18 protein-coding genes are annotated in these 21,218 nt (G+C 61.6%); 6 read left to right on the top strand and 12 right to left on the bottom strand.

What is annotated here, in order from left to right:
* The first annotated feature begins 76 nt into the window (after positions 1-76).
* On the top strand, positions 77-2,116 hold the full coding sequence (locus ACA071_RS20610) for an oxidoreductase (RefSeq protein ID WP_497640848.1): 2,040 nt from the start codon (positions 77-79) through the stop codon (positions 2,114-2,116).
* A gap of 215 nt (positions 2,117-2,331) precedes the next feature.
* Positions 2,332-3,255, top strand: a complete 924-nt coding sequence (locus ACA071_RS20605) for a 1-aminocyclopropane-1-carboxylate deaminase/D-cysteine desulfhydrase (RefSeq protein ID WP_497640847.1) — start codon at positions 2,332-2,334, stop codon at positions 3,253-3,255.
* Between the two features lie 120 nt (positions 3,256-3,375).
* Here ACA071_RS20605 and ACA071_RS20600 read toward each other — a convergent pair whose 3' ends face one another.
* The 3 genes from ACA071_RS20600 to ACA071_RS20590 all read right to left on the bottom strand — a co-directional run bounded on the left by ACA071_RS20600 (position 3,376) and on the right by ACA071_RS20590 (position 6,294).
* Positions 3,376-3,936: a cytochrome b gene (locus ACA071_RS20600; RefSeq protein WP_497640846.1), complete on the bottom strand. Its 561-nt coding sequence runs from the start codon at positions 3,934-3,936 to the stop codon at positions 3,376-3,378.
* A gap of 223 nt (positions 3,937-4,159) precedes the next feature.
* The gene (phnX, locus tag ACA071_RS20595) at positions 4,160-4,987 is read right to left on the bottom strand and encodes a phosphonoacetaldehyde hydrolase (RefSeq protein WP_497640845.1); all 828 of its coding nucleotides are present in this window, start codon (positions 4,985-4,987) and stop codon (positions 4,160-4,162) included.
* Positions 4,988-5,184: 197 nt separating this feature from the next.
* Positions 5,185-6,294 carry a 2-aminoethylphosphonate--pyruvate transaminase gene (locus ACA071_RS20590; RefSeq protein ID WP_497640844.1) on the bottom strand — a complete coding sequence of 370 codons (1,110 nt, stop codon included), beginning with the start codon at positions 6,292-6,294 and terminating at the stop codon, positions 5,185-5,187.
* A gap of 109 nt (positions 6,295-6,403) precedes the next feature.
* Between ACA071_RS20590 and ACA071_RS20585 the strand changes: the two genes are divergently transcribed.
* The gene (locus ACA071_RS20585) at positions 6,404-7,267 is read left to right on the top strand and encodes a LysR substrate-binding domain-containing protein (RefSeq protein WP_497640843.1); all 864 of its coding nucleotides are present in this window, start codon (positions 6,404-6,406) and stop codon (positions 7,265-7,267) included.
* A gap of 108 nt (positions 7,268-7,375) precedes the next feature.
* On the opposite strand, the gene ACA071_RS20580 is transcribed toward ACA071_RS20585, so the two are convergent.
* The gene (locus tag ACA071_RS20580; protein WP_497640842.1) at positions 7,376-8,251 is read right to left on the bottom strand and encodes a LysR family transcriptional regulator; all 876 of its coding nucleotides are present in this window, start codon (positions 8,249-8,251) and stop codon (positions 7,376-7,378) included.
* Positions 8,252-8,519: 268 nt separating this feature from the next.
* On the opposite strand from ACA071_RS20580, the gene ACA071_RS20575 reads away from it, so the two are divergent.
* Both ACA071_RS20575 and ACA071_RS20570 read left to right on the top strand, forming a co-directional pair.
* Positions 8,520-9,845 carry an MFS transporter gene (locus tag ACA071_RS20575; RefSeq protein ID WP_497640841.1) on the top strand — a complete coding sequence of 442 codons (1,326 nt, stop codon included), beginning with the start codon at positions 8,520-8,522 and terminating at the stop codon, positions 9,843-9,845.
* 10 nt (positions 9,846-9,855) lie between these two features.
* Entirely contained in the window at positions 9,856-11,247 is a 1,392-nt protein-coding gene (locus ACA071_RS20570; RefSeq protein WP_497640840.1) for an FAD-dependent oxidoreductase, read from the top strand.
* 65 nt (positions 11,248-11,312) lie between these two features.
* Here ACA071_RS20570 and ACA071_RS20565 read toward each other — a convergent pair whose 3' ends face one another.
* Positions 11,313-12,707, bottom strand: coding sequence for a type VI secretion system Vgr family protein (locus ACA071_RS20565; RefSeq protein WP_497640839.1), 1,395 nt, complete (start codon positions 12,705-12,707; stop codon positions 11,313-11,315).
* Positions 12,708-12,940: 233 nt separating this feature from the next.
* On the opposite strand from ACA071_RS20565, the gene ACA071_RS20560 reads away from it, so the two are divergent.
* A complete protein-coding gene (locus ACA071_RS20560; RefSeq protein ID WP_497640838.1) occupies positions 12,941-13,648 on the top strand; it encodes a YebC/PmpR family DNA-binding transcriptional regulator in 708 nt (235 codons plus the stop codon).
* Positions 13,649-13,744: 96 nt separating this feature from the next.
* On the opposite strand, the gene ACA071_RS20555 is transcribed toward ACA071_RS20560, so the two are convergent.
* The 7 genes from ACA071_RS20555 to ACA071_RS20525 form a co-directional block, all read right to left on the bottom strand.
* Positions 13,745-15,070, bottom strand: coding sequence for a leucine-rich repeat-containing protein kinase family protein (locus tag ACA071_RS20555; protein ID WP_497640837.1), 1,326 nt, complete (start codon positions 15,068-15,070; stop codon positions 13,745-13,747).
* Positions 15,071-15,203: 133 nt separating this feature from the next.
* Positions 15,204-16,316: a cell division protein ZapE gene (gene zapE / locus ACA071_RS20550; RefSeq protein ID WP_497640836.1), complete on the bottom strand. Its 1,113-nt coding sequence runs from the start codon at positions 16,314-16,316 to the stop codon at positions 15,204-15,206.
* 278 nt (positions 16,317-16,594) lie between these two features.
* On the bottom strand, positions 16,595-17,641 hold the full coding sequence (locus ACA071_RS20545) for an ABC transporter substrate-binding protein (protein WP_497640835.1): 1,047 nt from the start codon (positions 17,639-17,641) through the stop codon (positions 16,595-16,597).
* Between the two features lie 18 nt (positions 17,642-17,659).
* Positions 17,660-18,775, bottom strand: coding sequence for an NAD(P)/FAD-dependent oxidoreductase (locus ACA071_RS20540; protein WP_497640834.1), 1,116 nt, complete (start codon positions 18,773-18,775; stop codon positions 17,660-17,662).
* A complete protein-coding gene (locus ACA071_RS20535; RefSeq protein WP_497640833.1) occupies positions 18,772-20,127 on the bottom strand; it encodes an FAD/NAD(P)-dependent oxidoreductase in 1,356 nt (451 codons plus the stop codon). The genes ACA071_RS20540 and ACA071_RS20535 overlap by 4 nt, the downstream gene beginning before the upstream one ends.
* On the bottom strand, positions 20,124-20,414 hold the full coding sequence (locus ACA071_RS20530) for a (2Fe-2S)-binding protein (RefSeq protein WP_497640832.1): 291 nt from the start codon (positions 20,412-20,414) through the stop codon (positions 20,124-20,126). The genes ACA071_RS20535 and ACA071_RS20530 overlap by 4 nt, the downstream gene beginning before the upstream one ends.
* Positions 20,415-20,421: 7 nt before the next feature.
* Positions 20,422-21,216, bottom strand: coding sequence for an ABC transporter permease (locus ACA071_RS20525; RefSeq protein WP_054053788.1), 795 nt, complete (start codon positions 21,214-21,216; stop codon positions 20,422-20,424).
* Between the last annotated feature and the right edge of the window lie 2 nt (positions 21,217-21,218).

The raw sequence follows: 21,218 nt of genomic DNA, 5'->3' as shown, positions 1-21,218 counted from the left end.
TAGTCTGTCCAACATGACTGACGGGGGCCGAAGAGCTCCTGCACTTTTTCCGTGATCGCTCGATGTGGAGTTACCGATGGCCGCCGCTCATTACCCGCACCTGTTGGCCCCGCTGGACCTGGGTTTTACCACGCTGCGCAACCGCACCCTGATGGGCTCGATGCACACCGGCCTGGAAGAAAAGCCCGGCGGCTTCGAGCGCATGGCGGCGTATTTCGCCGAACGTGCCCTGGGCGGCGTTGGCCTGATGGTCACCGGCGGCATTGGTCCGAACGATGAGGGCGGCGTTTACTCCGGCGCGGCCAAGCTGACCACCGAGGAAGAAGCGCTCAAGCACCAGATCGTCACCCGCGCGGTGCACGAGGCGGGCGGCAAGATCTGCATGCAGATCCTTCATGCCGGGCGTTATGCCTACAGCCCGAAACAGGTAGCACCGAGCGCGATCCAGGCGCCGATCAACCCGTTCAAGCCTAAAGAGCTGGACGAGGAAGGCATCGAGAAGCAGATCAGCGATTTCGTCACCTGCTCGACACTGGCACAAGTAGCTGAGTACGACGGTGTCGAAATCATGGGGTCCGAAGGTTATTTCATTAACCAGTTCCTCGCGGCCCACACCAACCACCGCACCGACCGTTGGGGCGGCAGCTACGAAAACCGCATGCGCCTGCCGGTGGAAATCGTCCGTCGGGTGCGCGAAGCGGTCGGTCCGAATTTCATCATCATCTTCCGCCTGTCGATGCTCGACCTGGTGGAAGGCGGCAGCAGTTGGGAAGAAATCGTCACCCTGGCCAAGGCTATCGAGCAGGCCGGCGCGACGATCATCAACACCGGTATCGGCTGGCACGAAGCGCGGATTCCGACCATCGCCACCAAAGTGCCGCGCGGGGCGTTCAGCAAGGTCACGGCCAAGCTGCGGGGTTCGGTGAGCATTCCGCTGATCACCACCAACCGCATCAACACCCCGGAAGTCGCCGAGCAGATTCTGGCGGAAGGCGATGCCGACATGGTTTCGATGGCGCGGCCGTTCCTCGCCGACGCCGATTTCGTCAACAAGGCTGCCGCTGGCCGTGCCGATGAAATCAACACCTGCATCGGCTGCAACCAGGCCTGCCTCGATCACACCTTCGGCGGCAAGTTGACCAGTTGCCTGGTCAACCCACGGGCCTGCCACGAAACCGAGCTCAATTACCTGCCGGTGCAGCAGATCAAGAAGATCGCGGTGGTCGGTGCCGGTCCTGCCGGTCTTTCTGCGGCAACCGTGGCCGCCGAGCGTGGCCATCAGGTGACGCTGTTTGATTCGGCCAGCGAAATCGGCGGCCAGTTCAACATCGCCAAGCGTGTGCCGGGCAAGGAAGAGTTCTTCGAAACCCTGCGCTACTTCAACCGCAAGTTGCAGACCACCAATGTTGAGGTGTGCCTGAACACCCGCGTCGACGTGGCGCAACTGGTGGCTGGCGGTTACGACGAGATCATCCTCGCTACCGGCATCGCGCCGCGTACCCCGGCGATTCCGGGTGTCGAGAACGCCAAAGTGTTGAGCTACCTGGACGTGATCCTTGAGCGCAAACCGGTGGGCAAACGCGTCGCGGTGATTGGCGCCGGCGGTATCGGTTTCGACGTTTCGGAGTTCCTGGTGCACGAAGGTGTGGCCACCAGCCTCGACCGCGCAGCGTTCTGGAGAGAGTGGGGCATCGATACGCATCTGGAAGCGCGCGGCGGCGTGGCGGGGATCAAGGCCCAGCCTCATGCGCCTGCTCGTGAGGTGTTCCTGTTGCAACGCAAGAAGTCCAAGGTCGGCGACGGCCTGGGCAAGACCACTGGCTGGATTCATCGCACCGGATTGAAGAACAAGCAGGTGCAGATGCTCAATAGCGTCGAATACCTGAAAATCGACGACGAAGGCCTGCACATCCGCATCGGCGAAACCGGTGAGCCGCACGTGCTGGCGGTGGACAACATCGTGATCTGCGCCGGGCAGGACCCGCTGCGTGAATTGCAGGACGGTCTGGTCGCGGCGGGGCAGAACGTGCATCTGATTGGCGGCGCGGACGTGGCGGCGGAGCTGGATGCGAAGCGGGCGATCAATCAAGGGTCGCGTCTCGCAGCCGAACTCTGAGGCCTCGCCACATCCTTGTAGCAGCTGTCGAGCGCCAGCGAGGCTGCGTTCGGCTGCGAAGCAGTCGTAAAACCAATCACCGCGGTGTTACAGATAAACCGCGGTGAACGAATTGACGACTGCTGCGCAGCCGAACGCAGTCTCGCTGGGGCTCGACAGCTGCTACGGCGGGGCTCACTGTAGACTGCTGTTTTTTGACAGAATGCGTAACGCCTATGCTTTCCCCTCCCAACGACTGGCTCCCCCAAGCCCCGCTCAACCCCCTTCACCTCGACTGGCTCACCGCAGCCGGCATCGAAGTCGCCATCCTGCGTCTCGACCAAATCGACCCGCTGATCAGCGGCAACAAGTGGTTCAAACTCATCGAACACCTCCACGCCGCTGACCAGGCCGGTGCCGACGGCATCATCAGTCTCGGTGGCGCTCACTCCAATCATCTGCATGCATTAGCCGCTGCGGGCAAACGCTTCGGCTTCAAAACGGTGGGATTACTGCGCGGCCATCCGCAAGACACCCCGACCGTAAAGGATCTACAGGACTTCGGCATGCAGTTGCATTGGCTGGGTTACGGCGGTTATCGCGCGCGGCACGAACCGGGTTTCTGGCAGCCATGGCAGGCGCAATACCCGACCCTGCACCCGGTGCCGGAAGGGGGAGGCGGTTTGCGCGGGGCGCGGGGCTGCATGCCGCTCAGGGATCAAGTCCGGGAGCAATTGAACGGTTTGGGTTGGAACGACTATGACGGCTGGTGGCTGGCCTGCGGAACTGGCACCACTCTGGCCGGGCTGGTGTTGGCCGAGGCGGGCGCTCATCCGGTTTACGGTGCATTGGCGGTGCCCGACGATCATGGCGTGGCGCAGCAGGTTGAATCGATTGTGCGCGAGGGCGGATTGTCGGATCCGGCGTATGAACTGTTCGAGGCCAGTCGTGGCGGTTTTGCCAAGGTTGATTCGCTGTTGCTTGAATTCATCGAGCAGACCGAACAGGCCAGCGGTATTCCCCTTGAGCCGTTGTACACCGGCAAGGCGTTGTTGGCGCTTAAGCAGCAGATTGAAGCGAGAAGATTCCCTCAAGGCACGCGGTTGATCTTCATCCATACCGGTGGCTTGCAAGGTCGACGGGGTTTTAATATCCAGTAGGCGCTGGCGGAGCCTGCGATCTTTTGATTTTCAGCGATTTCCGCCTCGCCAAGATCAAAAGATCGCAGGCTTCGCCAGCGCCTACAGGGGCAAGTGTTGTGTCAGCTAATGCTCACTGGCTCAGGTATTGCGACTCACCCGCTTCGGCATCATCCGCATCAACGTGTTATCCCCCACCACATAATGGTGATACAGCCCGGCCACGGCATGCAGGCCGATCAGCCAATAACCGATAGTGCCGCCGAGTTCATGCCAGCCCTGGATCCGCTTGGCCAGCGGCTTGTCTTCAGAGACCAGTAACGGCAAGTCAAACCCGTAGAACATCACCTGATGACCCTTGGCGCTGGTGACCAGCCAGCCGAGGATCGGCATGGCGATCATGAACAGGTACAACGCCCAGTGCATCAATTTGGCCAGCGTGGTTTGCCAATGCGGCGAAGCCGGGAAGATCTGCGGCGCCGGGCCGAGGCTACGGGCGAACAGCCGCAGCCACACCAGCACAAACACCGTCAGGCCCAGCATGAAGTGCGATTCGGTGATCAGCGTCCGGCCACCACTGCCTTTGGGAAAGATCCCGCGAAATTCGATGCAGGCGTAAACCAGTGCCAGCAGCACCAGCATCAGCCAGTGCAACGCGATCGACACCGTGCTGTAACGTGAGTCGGAGTTCTTCCAGGGCATACGGGGCTCTCCACAGGTCAATGCTCAAAGTGCCGTTCTTGTGCGGCGCTGTGCTTTAACTGTAAGCCTGTTTTGCCGGATTTGCCTGAGACGATTTGCCCGTTCAATGCGCTGGTTCAGCTAATTGACAACAAAAAACCGTGTAGGAGCATGGCTTGCCCGCGATGGCGTCCTTGAGATCATCATCGCGGGCAAGCGTTGCCCCTACAGGGTATTCGGTGAATCAGCTGGCTTGCGGCATCTCGCCATTGGCCAGGCGCTTGTTGATATCGGCGATCACCTGCGGCAAATCGCTGATGGTGTCGATCATGTAGTGCGGCCGCGAACCTTCAAACATCCCGTGAATACGCTTGCGCTCGCTGGCCAGTTCTTCGCTGCCAAGGGCTTGATAACCCGCGTAGTCCAGACCCAACGCGTTACCGGAGCAGATCAATGCCACGGTCCACATGCCGGCACGCCGACCTTCCAGAATGCCCGGTACCGTGTCGTCGATCTTCACGCAGGCCGCGACGTCGTCAATGCCCAGGGCGATCACATTGGCCAGAGCCTGGGCCGGCCATGGGCGGCCATTGGGCACTTCATCGGTGGCGACCACATGGTCGGCGACGTAACCGTTGGTGGCAGCCAGTTCCACCACTTTGTCCATCACCTGCTTCGGATAGCCGGAGCACGAGCCGATCTTGATCCCTTGCTGGCGAAGATTGGCGATGGTTTCCAGGGCACCGGGGATCAGTGCCGAATGCTCGGCGATTTTTTCGATTTGCAGCGGCATGAAACGTTTGTAGATCGCAGTGACGTCATCGTCGGTCGGCGTACGGCCGAACGCCTTGCGATAGCGCTCGGCGACTTGCGGCTGATCGCACAGGGTGCGGATGTGGTCCCACTTGCCCATGCCCATCGGCCCGCGGGCTTCTTCGATGGAGACCTGAACGTCGAACTCGGCGAAGGCTTCGACAAAAATCTGGGTCGGCGCGAACGAGCCGAAATCGACCACGGTGCCGGCCCAGTCGAGGATGGCGGCCTGGAGTTGGGTTGGGTTGTTGTAGTTCATGGTGATCAGATCCTGTATTTGGGGAATGGTGATCTCTGTAGCAGCTGTCGAGCCCCAGCGAGGCTGCGTTCGGCTGCGAAGCAGTCGTAAACCCTGGCAACGCGGTCCACCTGAAACACCGAGGTGGATGTTTTTACGTCCGCTTCGCAGACGAACGCAGCCTCGCAGGTTCGGCAGCTGCTACAAGGCGTCGTGAATTAAATTTCCAGGACTTCCATCTCGCGCAACACCTCGGCAATCGCCGCCACCGCCGCGTGCATCTCGGGCGGGTTGACGTGGCCGATGCAGCCGACGCGGAAGGTTTCGACCTGGGTCAATTTGCCGGGATAGAGGATGAAACCCTTGGCCTTGACCCGTTCGTAGAACTCTTTGAACTGATAACGCGGATCTTTCGGCGCATGGAAGGTGATGATGATCGGCGCCTGGATCGCGGCAGGCAGGAAGCTGCGTAAACCGAGCTTGGCCATGTCATCCAGCAGCACCCGGCAGTTATCGGCGTAGCGCTGATGCCGCGCCGGCAAACCGCCTTCTTCGTTGTATTGCAGCAGCGCTTCGTGCAGCGCCGCGACTACGTGGGTCGGCGGGGTGAAGCGCCATTGGCCGGTCTTGGCCATGTAGGTGTGCTGGTCGAACAAATCCATTGCCAGCGAATGCGAGTTGCCGCCGGCATTCGCCAGCGATTCCTTGCGAGCGAACACGAAGCCCATCCCCGGTACGCCTTCCAGGCACTTGCCCGAAGCGGCGATCATCGCGTCGAATGGCACCTGTTGCGCATCGATCGGCAGGGCGCCGAAGGAGCTCATGGCGTCGATGATCAGGCGTTTGCCGTGTTGTGCGATAACGTGAGCGATTTCCGACAGTGGGTTGAGGATGCCGGTGCTGGTTTCGCAATGAATCAGTGCGATGTGGGTAATGCTCGGATCCGCCCGCAGCAGGCGATCCACATCGGCGGCGGTGGTCGGTTCGTCTTCGGCGGTTTCGAAGGTGCTGAACGGGCGGCCGAGCACTTCGCAGATCTTCGCCAGGCGTTTGCCGTAGGCGCCGTTGATCAGCACCAGGACTTTGCCATCCCGCGGCACCAGCGTGCCGATCGCCGCTTCGACGGCGAAGGTGCCGCTGCCTTGCAGGGGCACGCAGTGGTGGCTGTCGGCGCCGTTGATGATCGTCAGCAGTTGCTCGCAGAGGCTGGCGGTCAGTTGATTGAAGCGGTCGTCCCATGAACCCCAGTCAACCATCATCGCCTGACGGGTGCGGGCCGATGTGGTCAACGGGCCGGGGGTGAGCAGGATGGGTTCGGCAGTACTCATTCTCATGTCCTCGCAATCGATGGGATGACGTTACGGGGCTTAAATTGCAATTTGCCGTCGCATCAATCAAATTGTTTGTTGTTATGCCAACCATCAGTGAGGGTTATCCATGAACCTGTTCCAGCTCCGCGCGTTCGATGCCGTGGCCCGGGAAGGCAGCTTTACCCGGGCCGCCGCGCGGCTATTCATCAGCCAACCGGCGGTCACCGGGCACATCAAGGCGCTGGAGGAGCATTACCAGATCACCCTGTTGCGCCGCACCGCACGACGGGTAGAGCTGACGGAGGAGGGCACCAAACTGGCGGCGATCACCCGGGCGATGTTCGGCCTGGCCGAAGAAGCGCAGGTGATGCTGGAAGCCAACCGGCAATTGCTCACTGGGCGCCTGGAAGTGGCGGCGGATGGGCCGCACATGGTCATGCCGATGCTCGCCAGTTTGCGTGCGCGTTATCCGGGGATCACGGTGAACCTGCGTCTGGGCAATGCTCAGGAAACCCTGGCGGCGTTGTTGTCCGAGCATGCTGACGTGGCGGTGCTGACCGAAGTCGAGCCGCGTAAGGGCCTGCATCTGCAAGCGTTGAGTGAATCGCGGATCTGCGCCTTGGTGCCGGCCGGGCATCCTTGGGCGCAGCGTTCGAAAGGCGTGCCGCTCAAAGAACTGGATCAGGTGATCATGGTGTTGCGTGAACCGAGTTCGATTACCCGGCGCACGTTTGATGATGCTTGTAGTCAGGCCAAGGTCAATCCGCGGGTGTTGCTGGAGCTGGACAGTCGTGAGGCGGTGACTGAAGCCGTTGCCGCAGAATTGGGGGTTGGGGTGGTGTCGTCGGTGGAAGTCAGTCATGACCCGCGGGTGGTGGCGGTGCCGATTATTGGTGAGGGACTGATCAATCGGCACATGATCGGCTGCATGGAACGGCGGCGGGATTTGCGCTTGATTCAGGCATTTTTTGATTTGGCGCCTTCCACCTAACCTGATCGTTCCCACGCTCCGCGTGGGAATGCAGCCCGGGACGCTCCGCGTCCCACAAGCGGACGCAGAGCGTCCATTGAGGCATTCCCACGCGGAGCGTGGGAACGATCATTGCGGCAAACTCTCGCGCACCATCTCCAAAAATGTCGCCACCACCCGCCGCGAACTCTGCTCGCGCAGGCACACCAACGTCTCCGTCAGCCGCCGCTTGCAGTCGGTAATCGGCAACGCGCAAACCCTGGAATCAGCTCCAAACTCCGCCGCCGACACCACGCCGACGCCAATCCCGACCACCACCGCCTCCCGCGCCGCTTCCCGGCCTTCGACCTGAATCGCCGGGCGAATCCGAAACCCCGCCCCGGCCATTTCTTCTTCCAGGGTCTGGCGCGTCACCGAGCCGATTTCCCGGAGCACCAACGGCGTGTCATCCAGATCCGCCAGGCAGATGGATTCGCGATCCGCCCACGGATGATTGCGCGAGACGAACGCCACCATCGGGTCATTGCGCAGCGGCAACGAAATCAAGCGTTCATCGCTGACGTCCCGACCGAGCAACGCCAAATCAGCCTGATAGTTGAACAGCCGAAACAGCGATTCATCAGTGTTACCGGTTTCAATTTTCACGCTGATGCCGGGGTAGCGCTCGCAAAACCGGGCGATCTGCGGCAGCACGTGGACTGGCGCATCGACGGCGAGGATCAGGCTGCCGGTTTGCAGCGCCTGGGAATCCTGCAACAGCTCCTGGGCTTCGGCCTCGATGACGAACAGCCGCTGGGTGATGCTCAACAAGCGCTCGCCCAAATCCGTCAGGCGCACCGAGCGTTTGTTGCGATGGAACAGCAACACACCGAAGCGCTCTTCGAGTTTGCGCACTTGGTCGGAAATCGCCGGTTGCGTGAGGAAAAGCCGCTCGGCGGCCCTGGTGAAGCTTCCGTGAACCGCCACGGCGTGGAAGGCTTTGAGTTGGGCGTGGGAAACCGACATCGAAACCTCCAGTAACAAGCTGAGCTTATATTGGAAATACGATAAATCGATTTCACTTATTAATCAGTAATTGTTTTTATCGGCCTCAGCCCCGGTGACTGGTCAGTCGAACAGCGTCGGGTGCCATGAGCCTGCGGGTGCAACAGCAGGACTCATCTGACCGGTATCGCTTCAGGGAAGCCGCGATATCGAAGTGCTCAACAATAAAAAAACAGGCGTTATTTCTCAATTTCTGCCGGCACACTCACACCCTGAGGTCAGAACCACCATGAACAAGCACATCGGCACCATCAAGCGTTGGCGCGTGCAGATCTTCGCCATCACCTGGCTCGCTTACGCCGCTTTCTACTTCACCCGCAAAGCCTTTTCAGTCGCCAAACTGGGGATCGCCGAAGACCCCACCTTCATGCTCGACAAAATGGCCATGGCCAACCTCGACGCGATTTACCTGGCGGCCTACGCCATCGGCCAATTCACCTGGGGCATCCTCGCTGACCGTTTCGGACCACGGGTTGTGGTGCTCGGCGGGTTGTTGATTTCTGCGGCGGCGGCGCTGGTGATGGGCAATTTCGCCACGTTGCCGATCTTCGCCACCTGCATGTTGATCCAAGGCCTGGCGCAGTCCACCGGATGGTCGGGGCTGTGCAAGAACATCGGCAGTTTTTTCCCCTCCGAGCAGCGCGGACGGGTGCTGGGGTTGTGGAGTTCCTGTTATGCCTTCGGCGGACTGGTGGCGTCACCGTTCGCCGGTTGGTGGGCTTACACGCTGGTGGGCACTTGGCACGCGGCGTTCATTTCCAGTGCGGCGGTGGTTGGGCTGGTCGCCGTGCTGTTTTTTATTTTCCAACGCAACAAACCCGAAGACGTTGGCTTGCCCGCCGTGGAGCCGGAACCGGAGTTGAGCGCTGAAGAGGCTTACGCACAAAGCAAGATCAGCGTTCTGGAGCCGTTAAAGGAAATCCTGCGCAACCGTACCGTGCTGGTACTCGGGCTCTCGTACTTCCTGTTGAAGCCGGCGCGCTACGCGATTCTGTTGTGGGGCCCGGTGATCGTCTTCGAACAAATGCCCTCGGTGGGCAAGGTCGGCGCGGCGATCATCCCGACCTCGTTCGAACTGGCCGGGTTGCTCGGGCCGATCCTGCTCGGTCTGGCCTCGGACAAACTGTTCGGCGCCCGGCGGATGCCGGCCTGTGTGATCAGTCTGTTGGCGCTGACGGTTTCCCTGGCGCTGTTCATGGGCGCCTTGCACACCGGCAGTGTGATGCTGGTGGTGGCGCTGTTGTTCGTCATGGGCCTGACCCTTTACGGGCCGGATTCGATGATCAGTGGTGCGGCGGCGATTGATTTCGGCACCGCCAAGGCTGGCGCCACGGCAGCGGGTTTCGTGAACGGCTGCGGCTCGGTCGGGGCGATTCTCGGTGGTTTGCTGCCGGGGTATTTCGATTCGGTCACGGTGTTCATCATCTTCGCCGGTTGCGCCATGTTCTCGGCCTTCGTCCTGATCCCGCACTGGAACAGCCGTCCGGCCGGTCTGAGTCTCGATTGCGCCTTCGTGCCCAACCAACCCATGACCATCAAACCCCTGCGTACCTGAGGAAACCCCCATGAGACCTTTCTGGCTGGACCAAGCGCTGGCGGCCGAGTCCTGCGCGCCGTGCGAGCCACTGGCGGGCGACACCCGCGCCGACGTGTGCATTGTCGGCGGTGGCTACACCGGGCTGTGGACCGCGATCATGCTCAAGGAGCAAAACCCCGAACTCGACGTGTTGCTGATCGAGGCCGATATCTGCGGTGCCGGCGCCAGTGGGCGCAACGGTGGATGTGCGTTGTCGTGGTCGGCCAAGTATTTCACCCTGGAACGCTTGTTCGGCGCCGAAGAAGCGGTGCGATTGGTCAAGGAGTCGGAGCGCAGTATTTATGCGATCGGCACCTTCTGCGAGCAGTACGGGGTCGACGCCGATTACCGCCTCGATGGCACGCTCTATACCGCCACCAACCGCGCCCAATGCGGTTCGACCGACGCGGTGATCGCGGCGCTGGAGCGCAACGGCATCAATTCTTTCACTCAACGGCCAGTGGCGGATGTGCAGCGCATGGCCGGTTCCAGCAAGCATCTGGAAGGCTGGTTTTCCCCGGCGGCGGCCAGTGTGCAGCCGGGAAAACTGGTGCGTGGTTTGCGCCGGGTCGCGTTGCAACTCGGTGTGCGGATTCATGAAAACACCGCCATGACCGGATTGGAGGAGGGCAAGCCTGCGGGCATTCAAACCCCGAACGGCACGGTCCGCGCGGATCGGGTGGTGCTGGCGATGAACGCCTGGATGGCCCGGGCGTTCCCGCAGTTCGAGCGCAGCGTGGCGATTGTCTCCAGCGACATGCTGATCACCGAACCGCGCCCGGACTTGCTGAATGAAATCGGCTTGACCAGCGGTGTCACCGTGCTCGATTCGCGGATTTTCGTGCACTACTACCACAACACCCCGGACGGCCGGATCATGCTCGGCAAGGGCGGCAACACCTTCGCCTACGGCGGGCGGATGTTGCCGGTGTTCGACCAGCCGTCGCCATACGCCGGTCTGTTACGCAACAGCCTGGCGGATTTCTTTCCGGCGTTTGCCGAGGTCAAGGTCGAGGCGACCTGGAACGGGCCTTCGGATCGTTCGGTCACCGGGTTGCCGTTCTTCGGCCAGATGAGCGCCAGCGGTAATGTGTTTTATGGCTTTGGTTACTCCGGCAGTGGGGTCGGGCCATGTCATATGGGCGGGCAGATTCTTGCCTCGATGGTGCAAGGCCTGGACAACACCTGGACCCGCTCGCCGCTGGTCAACGGACCGTTGGGTTACTTCCCGCCGGAGCCGATTCGTTACCTGGGCTCATTGATGGTGCGTAATGCGATCCGGCGCAAGGAGCGCGCCGAGGATCATGGGCACCGACCTCGGCATCTGGACGTGCGGCTGGCGAAGTTCGCGGCGGCGGCCGGGAAGGCTGACAAGGGTTGATGGTGGTATCACCAAATGTGTGGCGAGGGTGCAAGTTCCCTCGCCACAGGCCTGCATTCCAGGCATCAGGGTGTATCCGGGCGATTCACTAGCCAATCGAGCAACAGGCGAGTATCGCCGCACGCTGGCGGGGTAGGCGGCGGTTGTGGATTCTGCCCGTTTGAGCCGGTGCAAATGACCGGCCGATCCGGATCGCTGTCGAGAAAGCAGATAAACACGTCACTGTCGGCATTGGGCAGTCCGGATGCGCCCACGGCCACTGGCAGCCAGAGACCCATCGGGTCCTGAACGGCGGATCCCGGCCACAGACTGACTTGAATCCGGCCCTGTTCATCGCGCGTCGCCGGTTGTCCGGGCCCACCTGACACCCGGGCGGGCTGATAGCCGGGAATGCTCGGTCTGGGTTGTTTAAGCGCAGGCCGGAACACCGTTGACCAGGGAATGGCGCTGAACCGGTTGCAGTAACCGGCGGAACCGGAGGGTTCGTCAGCGAGGATCGAAGGTTGTTGCCCTTGGTGCCGAATGTCGGTGAGCAGCCATTGGTCATTGAAACTCGACACCGGGTGTTGTTCCACCTGTACGATCCGCCCGCTGAGCAAACCGGTCTGGTCGCTTTGGCCATGGACCTGCCGGTGCTGGCAGCGCAATCGCTCCAAAGTCCGACGGCTGCGTTGATCGCGGTGCCGTTGCGCGCAAGCGGGGTGCTTATTGTTCGGGGTGATGCCAGTCAGCGGATGATTGGCTGCGCCAAAGCTGACGACGGCAGTGCTTCTGTCGCGGGCCTCTGTTTGCGGGAGGATCAGCGGCGAATCATGGCGCTGGAACATTTCGCGGATCGCCGCAAAGTCCGGCTCTTCGAAAGGATCGCCATGGAAAGGCGTGATGACCGGTTCCTGGGGGAAATTCAAACTGTCATCGGCCAGCACCAACACATGCCCGTTGCGTCGGTGTTCGAAGTGATAGTGGATGCCTTCCTCTTCGCAAAGCCGTTGCAGCAAGCCCAGATCGTTTTCTTCGTATTGAATGCAAAAGGGCCGGGCGGGGTAGTGCCCGGTGCCCAGTTCAAAACGGTAACTGTGCTCAGGCAGGCCATGCTCCTCCAATAACTGACGCAGGATGGCCGGCACGCTGAGGCGATGAAAGACGCGCCGGATGGGCTGTTGGTCGAGGCTTTGCAGGTGCGGTACCAGCACCAAACGGTAGCCGATCCGGTGCGTGCCACGATGCTCGCGACTGGCGCTGCTCAGAACGCCGTGAAAGCCCTGGCCATCTCCCAGGCTCAGGAAGGCCGGTTGTTGCAGCAGCCGGTCGAGGTTCATCGCCGGGGCCAGGCCGATCACTTCGATGTCGAATCGATAGGGCTGGTTCAGGCCTTCATGGCCGTTGAACTGCAACACCTGCAAACTCAGATCAGCCTCGACGAGGGTCAGGGTGAAGGGACTTTCCTTGTCGTTGTGCATCGCGTGGGCTTCTGCCATGAAATACGGGGGCGCAGAGGGTACGAAACCACGAGCCTGAATAGTCATCGCAAATCGACTTTTCAGATTTGCCCTACAAGGGCTGTTGAAAATGTCGACGTCATGTCGGTAAACAGGATGGAATTTTTGGTCGATTGCCGACTTTAGGCCGTATAAACTTGCCGCCATGCGTCGGCCAATAGATGTCTCGGCGCCACAGATCAAGAGAGTGAGTAATGGGCGCACAGTGGAAGGTTAAACACAAAGAAGCGGCATCCAACGCCAAGGGCAAGATCTTCGGCAAACTGGTGAAAGAAATCACCATTGCTGCGCGCAACGGTGCCGATACCGCCACTAACGCACATCTGCGTCTGGTGGTCGAGCAGGCCAAGAAGGCCTCGATGCCCAAAGAAACCCTGGATCGCGCGATCAAGAAAGGCGCGGGCCTGTTGGGCGAGACCGTGCAATACCATCGCGTGACCTACGAAGGCTTTGCCCCGCATCAGGTGCCACTGATCGTTGAATGCGTGACCGACAACATCAACCGCACCGTGGCGGAAATCCGCGTGGCGTTTCGCAAGGGCCAACTGGGCGCTTCCGGTTCGGTAGCCTGGGACTTCAACCACGTCGGCATGATCGAGGCGTCCCCGGACAGCCCTGACGCCGACCCGGAAATGGCCGCCATCGAAGCCGGTGCCCAGGATTTCGAGCCGGGCGAAGAAGAGGGCACGACCCTGTTCCTGACCGAGCCTGCGGACCTGGATTCGGTACAGAAAGCCCTGCCTGAGCAAGGTTTCACCGTGCTGTCGGCCAAACTGGGCTACCAGCCGAAGAACCCGGTCACGGGTTTGAGCGATGAGCAAATGGCTGAAGTCGAAGCCTTCCTCGAAGGCCTCGATAACCACGATGACGTGCAGGACATGTTTGTCGGGTTGGCGGGTTAAGTTCTTTCAGCAAAAATGGTGTTGTCTGTAAAAGATCGCAGCCTTCGGCGGCGCCCACAGGCGCGTAGGAGCTGCCGAAGGCTGCGATCTTTTTCTTCAAGCCGCCGCAACAATCCCCTGCAATACACCAACAACCTCGCTAAACCCCGGCCGCGCCAGCACATCCGCCTGGCAGCAGCGCCGCTGCAAATCCCCCAGCGCCACCCGATCTTCATCGCTCAAGCCTGAATCAATCCGCTCCAGCAATTCCTCCAACAGCACCCCGAACGCCCGCACTTCGATCCGTTGCAGCGCGCGAGTTTCCAAGTTGTCCGTGGTCGCATGAAACGACGCACCACCGAAGTCACCCAGCAGGCAATCACCGTGCTCGTTCCACAAAATATTGTGGGCGTAGAGGTCGCCGTGGGTAATGCCTTGTTGGTGCAAATGTTCAGCCGCCGACGCGATGCCACGGGCGATGCGCAAAGCCACAGCCGCTGTGAAGCGGGTGTCGTCGGTGTAGACGTCGCGGCTGCAGGACGCCAGGCTCGGTAACCCGGCCAGATTGCGATAACTCGGGTCGACCAGTTGCATCACCAGCCCTGCCTGCGCTAGCGGATGCTCGACGATTCGCCCTTCGACGCGGATCAGATTGGGGTGCAGTCCGGCAGTGATGCACGCGTTCATTTCGTGCAGTGGCGAGCCATCGCTGGTCATTTCGCCTTTGTAGAGTTTTACCGCCACCAGAGTGGTCGGCTGTTGCGGGCGTTCCCATGTGGCGCGATGGATCACGCCGGACGCGCCTTCACCGAGTTTTTGCTCAAGCTGCAGCGCTGACCAAGGGATGCTCGGTGTGGCGTCAAGGGCGGCCGCGTCGGCTTCGGTTTCCAGCGGGTTACCGGCGTAAGCCAGCCAGGTCAGGGCCGGCAGGGTCAGCAGCCACTCGGGCAGTTCGGTAAATCGGTTGGCTGAGAGGCGCAGCAGCTCCAGTCGATGGCATTGCACCAGGCTCTGGGGCAGTTGCTGCAAGCGGTTGCCGGACAACATCAGTTTTTGCATGAGCGCACGTTCACCCAGCTCGCTGGGCAGTTCGCTGATGCAGTTGTCGGTCAGGATCAGCCAGCGCAACAGCGGCGGCAACGCAGTGCCCGGCACCCGTTCAATGCGGTTGGCGCGGAAGCCGATCATGCTCAGCGCAGCGCACTGGCCCAGGCAGGCCGGCAGTTCGGTGAACTGGTTATCGGAGCAAAACACAATCCGCAAACGGGTCAGGCGATGCAGGTCGTCCGGCAGGCTGCTCAAGGCATTGCCGCTGAGGTTGAGCACTTCCAGCGAGTCCGCCAGGTCAAAGATTTCCCGGGGGAACTCGGTGAGGCCGCAGGAAAGATCCAGACGAGTGATGCCTGCCAGCTCGCCGGCCTGCAGTTGTGCGAGGGTATTCATGAACGGATTCGCTATTGAAGGTGAAGAAGAACGCGGGCGACATGATAACGATATGAGGCAGTGCCGGCGCTGAAAAGATCGCAGCCTTCGGCCGCGCCCACCGCCGCGTAGGCGCTACCGAAGGCTGCGATCTTTACGGCTCCCGCACCTCCACCAACTGTCCCAGCCGGCTGCGAGTCCGCGCCAGGTCAATAGCATCGCCGCCCAGGTTTTCGCGCAACGACCGCTGCCCCAGCAACACCAGATGCTTGTCCTGATCGTACAAAACGTCGATCAGGTTGATAAACCGCTGCTGCGCCGCAATCGAACACTCGCTCAAGCTGGGCAGTTCATCGATGATCCAGTGATCGAAACGCCGGCACAGTTCCAGGTAATCCATCACCGCCGTGGGGTGGTCGCACAGATCGCTGAAGGTGAAACCGACGGTTCGCCCTTCGCAGTACCGCGCGGGCAGGTGCCGGGTCCCGACCGGCAACGCCAGGACCGAGCCACTTTCAGGCAGGTTCAACGCCTGGCGCTGGGCCCGCGTCGCCGGCCAGACGTAGTGGCCGTGGGTAAACATTTGCTGGGCGTGGGTTCGCGCCTGGCTTCGGTAGTCGTGGGGGCCGCCGACTTCCATGACTTGCATGCGCGTGTTGATCAGATCGATCACCGGTTTGAAACGCGCGTGGTAGAGCGGGTTGGGCAGCAAGCCTTCCGGCGGGTAGTTGGAGGTGACGAGCAGCAGGATGCCCCGGCGGAACAAGGCCTTGAACAGCCGGGTGATGAGCATCGCATCGCCGATGTCGTGGACGTGAAACTCATCGAAACACAACACCCGGCAATCCTGCAGCAGCTCATCCAGAGTGGTCGCCAAGGCATCGGGTTGTTCGCGATGGCTGAACATGCCCTGATGCAGTTGCGCAAAAAACTCATGAAAGTGCAGGCGCCGTTTTTGCGCGAGGGGGATGGCCTGGAAAAAACCGTCCAGCAGCCAGCTCTTGCCGCGCCCGACCGCGCCGTGCAAGTACAGGCCGGGCAGGGTTTTCGCTGACGTACCGAGCAGCGTCGTTGCATGTTGGGCCATGCAGTCGATCACCCGCTGCTGGCTGTGGCTGAGGGTATAGCCCTGGGCGAGGGCTTTGTGCTGAAAGTAATCGTGGATCACCCGATGGCTGGCGGTGGGCGCAACAGCCTTGCCGAGCAAGCGGCGTAGTGCGGGCCAGCGCGGTGTGAGTCGCGAACGGATTGGCGGTCGAACGGCCACGATAATGTCACCCCCGGGTTCTTCAGGCCGGCTCACCGAGCAGCGGCGGTGTAGTTTAACCAGATGGGGAATTGTCCTACCACTTGTGTCGATACAGTTGGGGCATGCCCCCTCGCCACAGAAAACGCCATACACCTGTAGGAACAGGCGAAGCCTGCGATCTTATGATCTTGATCTTCAGTGCGACGAGGCTTGTTGAAGATCAACGTCAAAAGATCGCAGGCTTCGGCAGCTCCTACAGGGGCGGTGTGAAACCATGGGTTTTCGGCTGTTACCGACTACCGCTCAATACTCCGATTCCACCGCGCATTCCACGCCGGGCGCTGCTCGTTCACCTGGTCCCAATCAACAGCAATCGCTGTCTCCAGATACTTTTTCATCGCCTCAACCTGACCACGAGTCTTGTCGGTGGTCGGGGTGTTGGGATTGGACGGAATCTGGTCGCCATCCTCCAGCGCCGCAGCTTGTGCGTCCGGTGTCAGCAGGAACGCCGCGAGTTTTTGCGCCAGTTCCGGTTGGGTGTTGTTGGCGATCGCACATTCGGCGACGTTGAGCACCACGGCGCCTTCCTTCGGTTGCGCGTACTCCACCGACATGCCCTTGAGCTTAAGTGCGGTGACTTGGGTTGGCGTGAGCGGGAACAACGCGGCTTCGTCGGTTTGCAGCATTTCCGAGATTTTCGCCGAGCTCGGGATGTACTCCAGCACGTTGCGGCCCACAGTGTTCGGCCAGGCCTTGAAGCCCGGTTCGACATCGGTTTCACTGCCACCCTGAATCCGGTTGAACATCAGGAAACCGTGCAGGCCGAAGGTCGAGGAGGCCATGGACTGGAACACCACTTTGTCCTTGAAGCGCGGGTCGGCCAGGTCCATCCACGAGGTCGGCGCGGCCCAGCCTTTTTCCTTGAACAGTCGCGTGTTGTAGGCCAGCCCGGTGACGCCGAGGCTGACGGCCACGGCCTCATCCTTGATCCGACCCTTGGCCGGAATCTGCGCCAGGGTCGGGCTGTCCTGGAGTTTGTCGCACAAGCCCATGGAGATGGCGCGGTACATGATGCCGTCGTCGAGGAACATCACGTGCAGTTGCGGGTTGCCCTTGCTGGCCTGGACCTTGGCCAGGATGTCGGCGGAGGTCCCCGGCACGATCACGACTTTGACGTTATTGGCTTTCTCGAACACCGGCAGCACCTTGTCGGCGTAGAGCCGCTCCATGGTCCCGCCGTTCATGCCCAGGTAAAGCGTCGGTTCGGCCTGGGCCTGAGTGACCGTGAGCAGGGCGCCCATGCAGGACAAACCGAGCAGTGCAGTGCGTTTGACGTTATTCATTGGCGCGACCTTCCTCTATCAAGCAACGGAGATGGAGTGAAACCGGGTGATGGAAAACGCATCCAGCGACGTTTTTGAGGCGCCGCTGCAGATGATCTCGGTGAGCGCCTGGCCCACCGCCGGGCCGATCTGAAAACCGGCGCCGGCAAAGCCAAACCCGTGCAACAGACCGGGCTGGGTGCCGCTGTGCCCGATCACCGGTTGGCGATCAGGCAGATAACCTTCGGTGCCGCTCCAGGTGCGAATCGCCTGGGCGCCTTCGAGAAACGGATAGAGCTCGACGGCTTGACGGAGGATCTCAAGCACGGCGTTCTGGCCGGGCCGGGCGCGGGCATCGTCGAGAGCAAAGCCCTGGCCGCCGCCCAACACGCAGTTGCCGCGCGCGACCTGGCGGGCGTAAATGCCGCCACCCTCGACCCCGGTGCTGGCGTTCATCACCAGCGGCAGGGGTTCGGTGACCAGCATCGCCGGGTGCCCAGCGTGCATCGGCACCGCTTCGCCAAACTGTTCGGCCAATTTTCCGGCCCAGGCTCCGGCACAATTGAGCAACCACGGTGCGCGGAGTTTGAGGCCGCTCGCGGTGCTGACGTTAAAGCGCTGGCCGTCGTGTTCAACCTGGGTGACGGCGCATTGCTCATGAATCTGCGCACCATGGCGCCGCGCCGTTTGGGCAAACGCCGGGGACACCAGACGCGGGTTGGCGTGGCCGTCGTCGGGGCAAAATGACGCACCGGCCGCTACATCACCGACCCACGGAAACCGTGCGCGCAGCTCATCGCGTTCGAGGATCTGCAAGTCGAGGCCGAACCCCTGGCTGCTGGCGGCGTAGTCCTGCAAGGCGCGCAGGTCGTTGAGGCTGCGGGCCAGTTTCAAGTGACCGCTGCGCTGGTATTCGCCATCGATGCCGATCAGTTGCGGCAGTTGGGCCCAGAGCTCGTGAGCCTGTTGCGACAAGGGCAGTTGCGACAACGGACGGCCCTGACGCCGCACGCCACCGTAGTTCACGCCACTGGAGTGGGAGCCGCAAAAGTCTCGCTCCAGCAGCGCCACGCGGCGACCGGCCTTGCTGAGAAACAGTGCGGCCGAAGCGCCGACAATGCCGCCGCCAATGATGATTGCATCGACTTCAATCATGGCTCGACCTCCAGGCCAAACGGCAACGGTTTGATCGGCGACTGCGCGCGCAACCGGCCGATGTCCGACACCGGACGCTGACTTTCACAGGCAATGATTTCCGCCGCAGCGGCCCCGCACATCCGGCCCTGACAGCGCCCCATGCCAACCCGGCAGTGGGCCTTGACCCGGTTTATTTCCCAGTGGCCTTCGCGCACGACCTGGCGGATATCGCCGGCCCGCACTTCTTCACAGCGGCAGACGATCAGGTTGTCGGCGGTGTTGGCGGCCCAGTCCTCGGGGAAGGCGAAGGCTTGTTCCAGGCCTTTGCGAAAGGTGCCGACTCGCTCCAGTGATTGCTCAAGGGCGATGGGTCGCTCGGTCGGGATCAGGTAGCCGCTGTCTTCGAGCAGTGCCAACGCGGCGCGCTCACCGGCCATTTCCGCCGCGTCAGCGCCCATGATCCCGGCGCCGTCACCGGCCAGGTAAACCTCGGCGACACTGCTGCGACCGGCGCTGTCTCGTTGCGGTAGCCAGGCGCGGTTGAGCGGGTTCCAGGCGAATTCACAGCCGAGCAAATCGGCGAGTTGGGTTTCGCTACGCAGGCCATGGGCGAAGGCGACCGCATCGCAATCGATTTGCTGTGAGCCTTTGGCGTTGCGCCAGATCAGCGATTGCACGCGTTGTTCGCCGTTGACCTGAACCAGGCTGGCGCCCTGATGCACCGGGATGCCGTGGGCGGTCAGCCAGCTGCGGTAATAAATGCCTTTGGCCAACGTCGCCGGTTGTGCCAGCAGGCCGGGCAGGGCGCGGACCTGTTGGCTGAAGGGCGAGCTGTCGAGCACCGCGACAACCTTCGCCCCAGCCTTGGCGTATTGATAGGCCACCAGATACAGCAACGGTCCGCTGCCAGCGAACACTACTCGCTCACCGATGGCGCAGCCCTGAAACTTCAGCGCAATCTGCGCCGCGCCGAGGCTATAAACCCCCGGCAACGTCCAGCCCGGCACCGGCAGAATCCGGTCGGTGGCGCCAGTGGCGACGATCACCCGGGAGAAGGCCAGGCGCGTGGCGCGGCCATTCTGCAAAGTGTCGAGCGCACCGGCCTCGGCGTTCCACACCAGGGTTTCGGGGCGGTAGTCGAGTTGCTCGCGCAGGGCGTCGAGGGTTTGATGAATCGCATTGGCCTTGCGCGCTTCGAAGCCGTAGAGCTTGTTTGCTGAGCGTGTGAAGTTTGCGGGTTGCCGCCGATAAATCTGCCCGCCGCCGCGTGCGGCTTCATCCAGCAGGATCGGGCGCACGCCATGGGCGACCAGGGTTTGTGCGGCACGGATACCCGCGGGGCCGGCGCCGATGATGATCACGGGATTCATACCAAACGCCCCGGTTCGCGGCTGATCTGTTGCCCGGCTTCAAGCAACGTCGAGCAGGCTCGCACCCGGCGGCCGTCGCCTAAACGCACCCAGCAATCCTGGCACGCGCCCATCAGGCAGAACCCGGCGCGGGGTTCGGCGCTGAAGTCGCTGCCGCGCAGGTGGTCGCTGCAGGTCAGCACCGCGGTTAGCACGGTGTCGCCGAGCAGGGCGGTGGCCGGTTGGCCGTCGAGGACAAAGTCCAGGGCCGGGCGGTCGCCTTCAGCCAGTCGTTTCAGCAGAGCCATGGCGCCCTCATTGTTTACCCACCAGAACCCGATCCAGGCCATAGACCCGGTCGAGCAGAATCATCGTCAGCGCCGTCAGACCGATTACCAAAGCCGAGACCGCCGCCATCATCGGATCGATGGATTCGGTGGCGTACACGTACATGCGCACCGGCAAGGTTTGCGTGGCCGGCGAGGTGACAAAAATCGACAACGTCACCTCGTCGAAACTGTTGATAAACGCCAGCAACCAACCACCGGCGACACCGGGCAGAATCATCGGCAAAGTGATTTGCTTGAACAGCGTGAAGCGCCCGGCGCCCAACGATTGCGCCGCGTGCTCGGCACTGCGGTCCAGGCCAATCGCCGACGCCAGCACCAATCGCAGCACATACGGCGTGATCACCAGCACATGGGCGAAGATCAGCCAGCCGAAGCTGCCATTCACGCCCATCAGCGCAAACAGGCGCAGCAGTGCGACGCCTAAAACCAAGTGCGGAATGATGATCGGCGACAGGAACAGCCCATTGAAAAAGCCGCGCCCGGGAAACTCATAGCGGGTGATGGCCAGTGCCGCTGGCACCGCAATCAGCGTCGCCAATGTCGCGGCGCAGAACGCCAGAATCAGACTGTTGTAGAACGCATCGACAAAATCGGCACGCTCGAACACCGCGCGAAACCAGCGCAGGGAGAAGTTCGTAGTCGGCAGGCTCAAGGTGTTTTCCGGAGTGAAAGCCACCAGGCACACGACCACCAGCGGCGCGAGCATGAACAGCACCACCAGGGCATGAAACAGCAGGGCGAAAGGACCGTTCTTGGACATGT

The organism is Pseudomonas sp. LBUM1646 (assembly GCF_059716165.1).
Note: the sequence above shows the minus strand (reverse complement) of the source record. Positions and strands in the feature narration are given on the sequence as shown.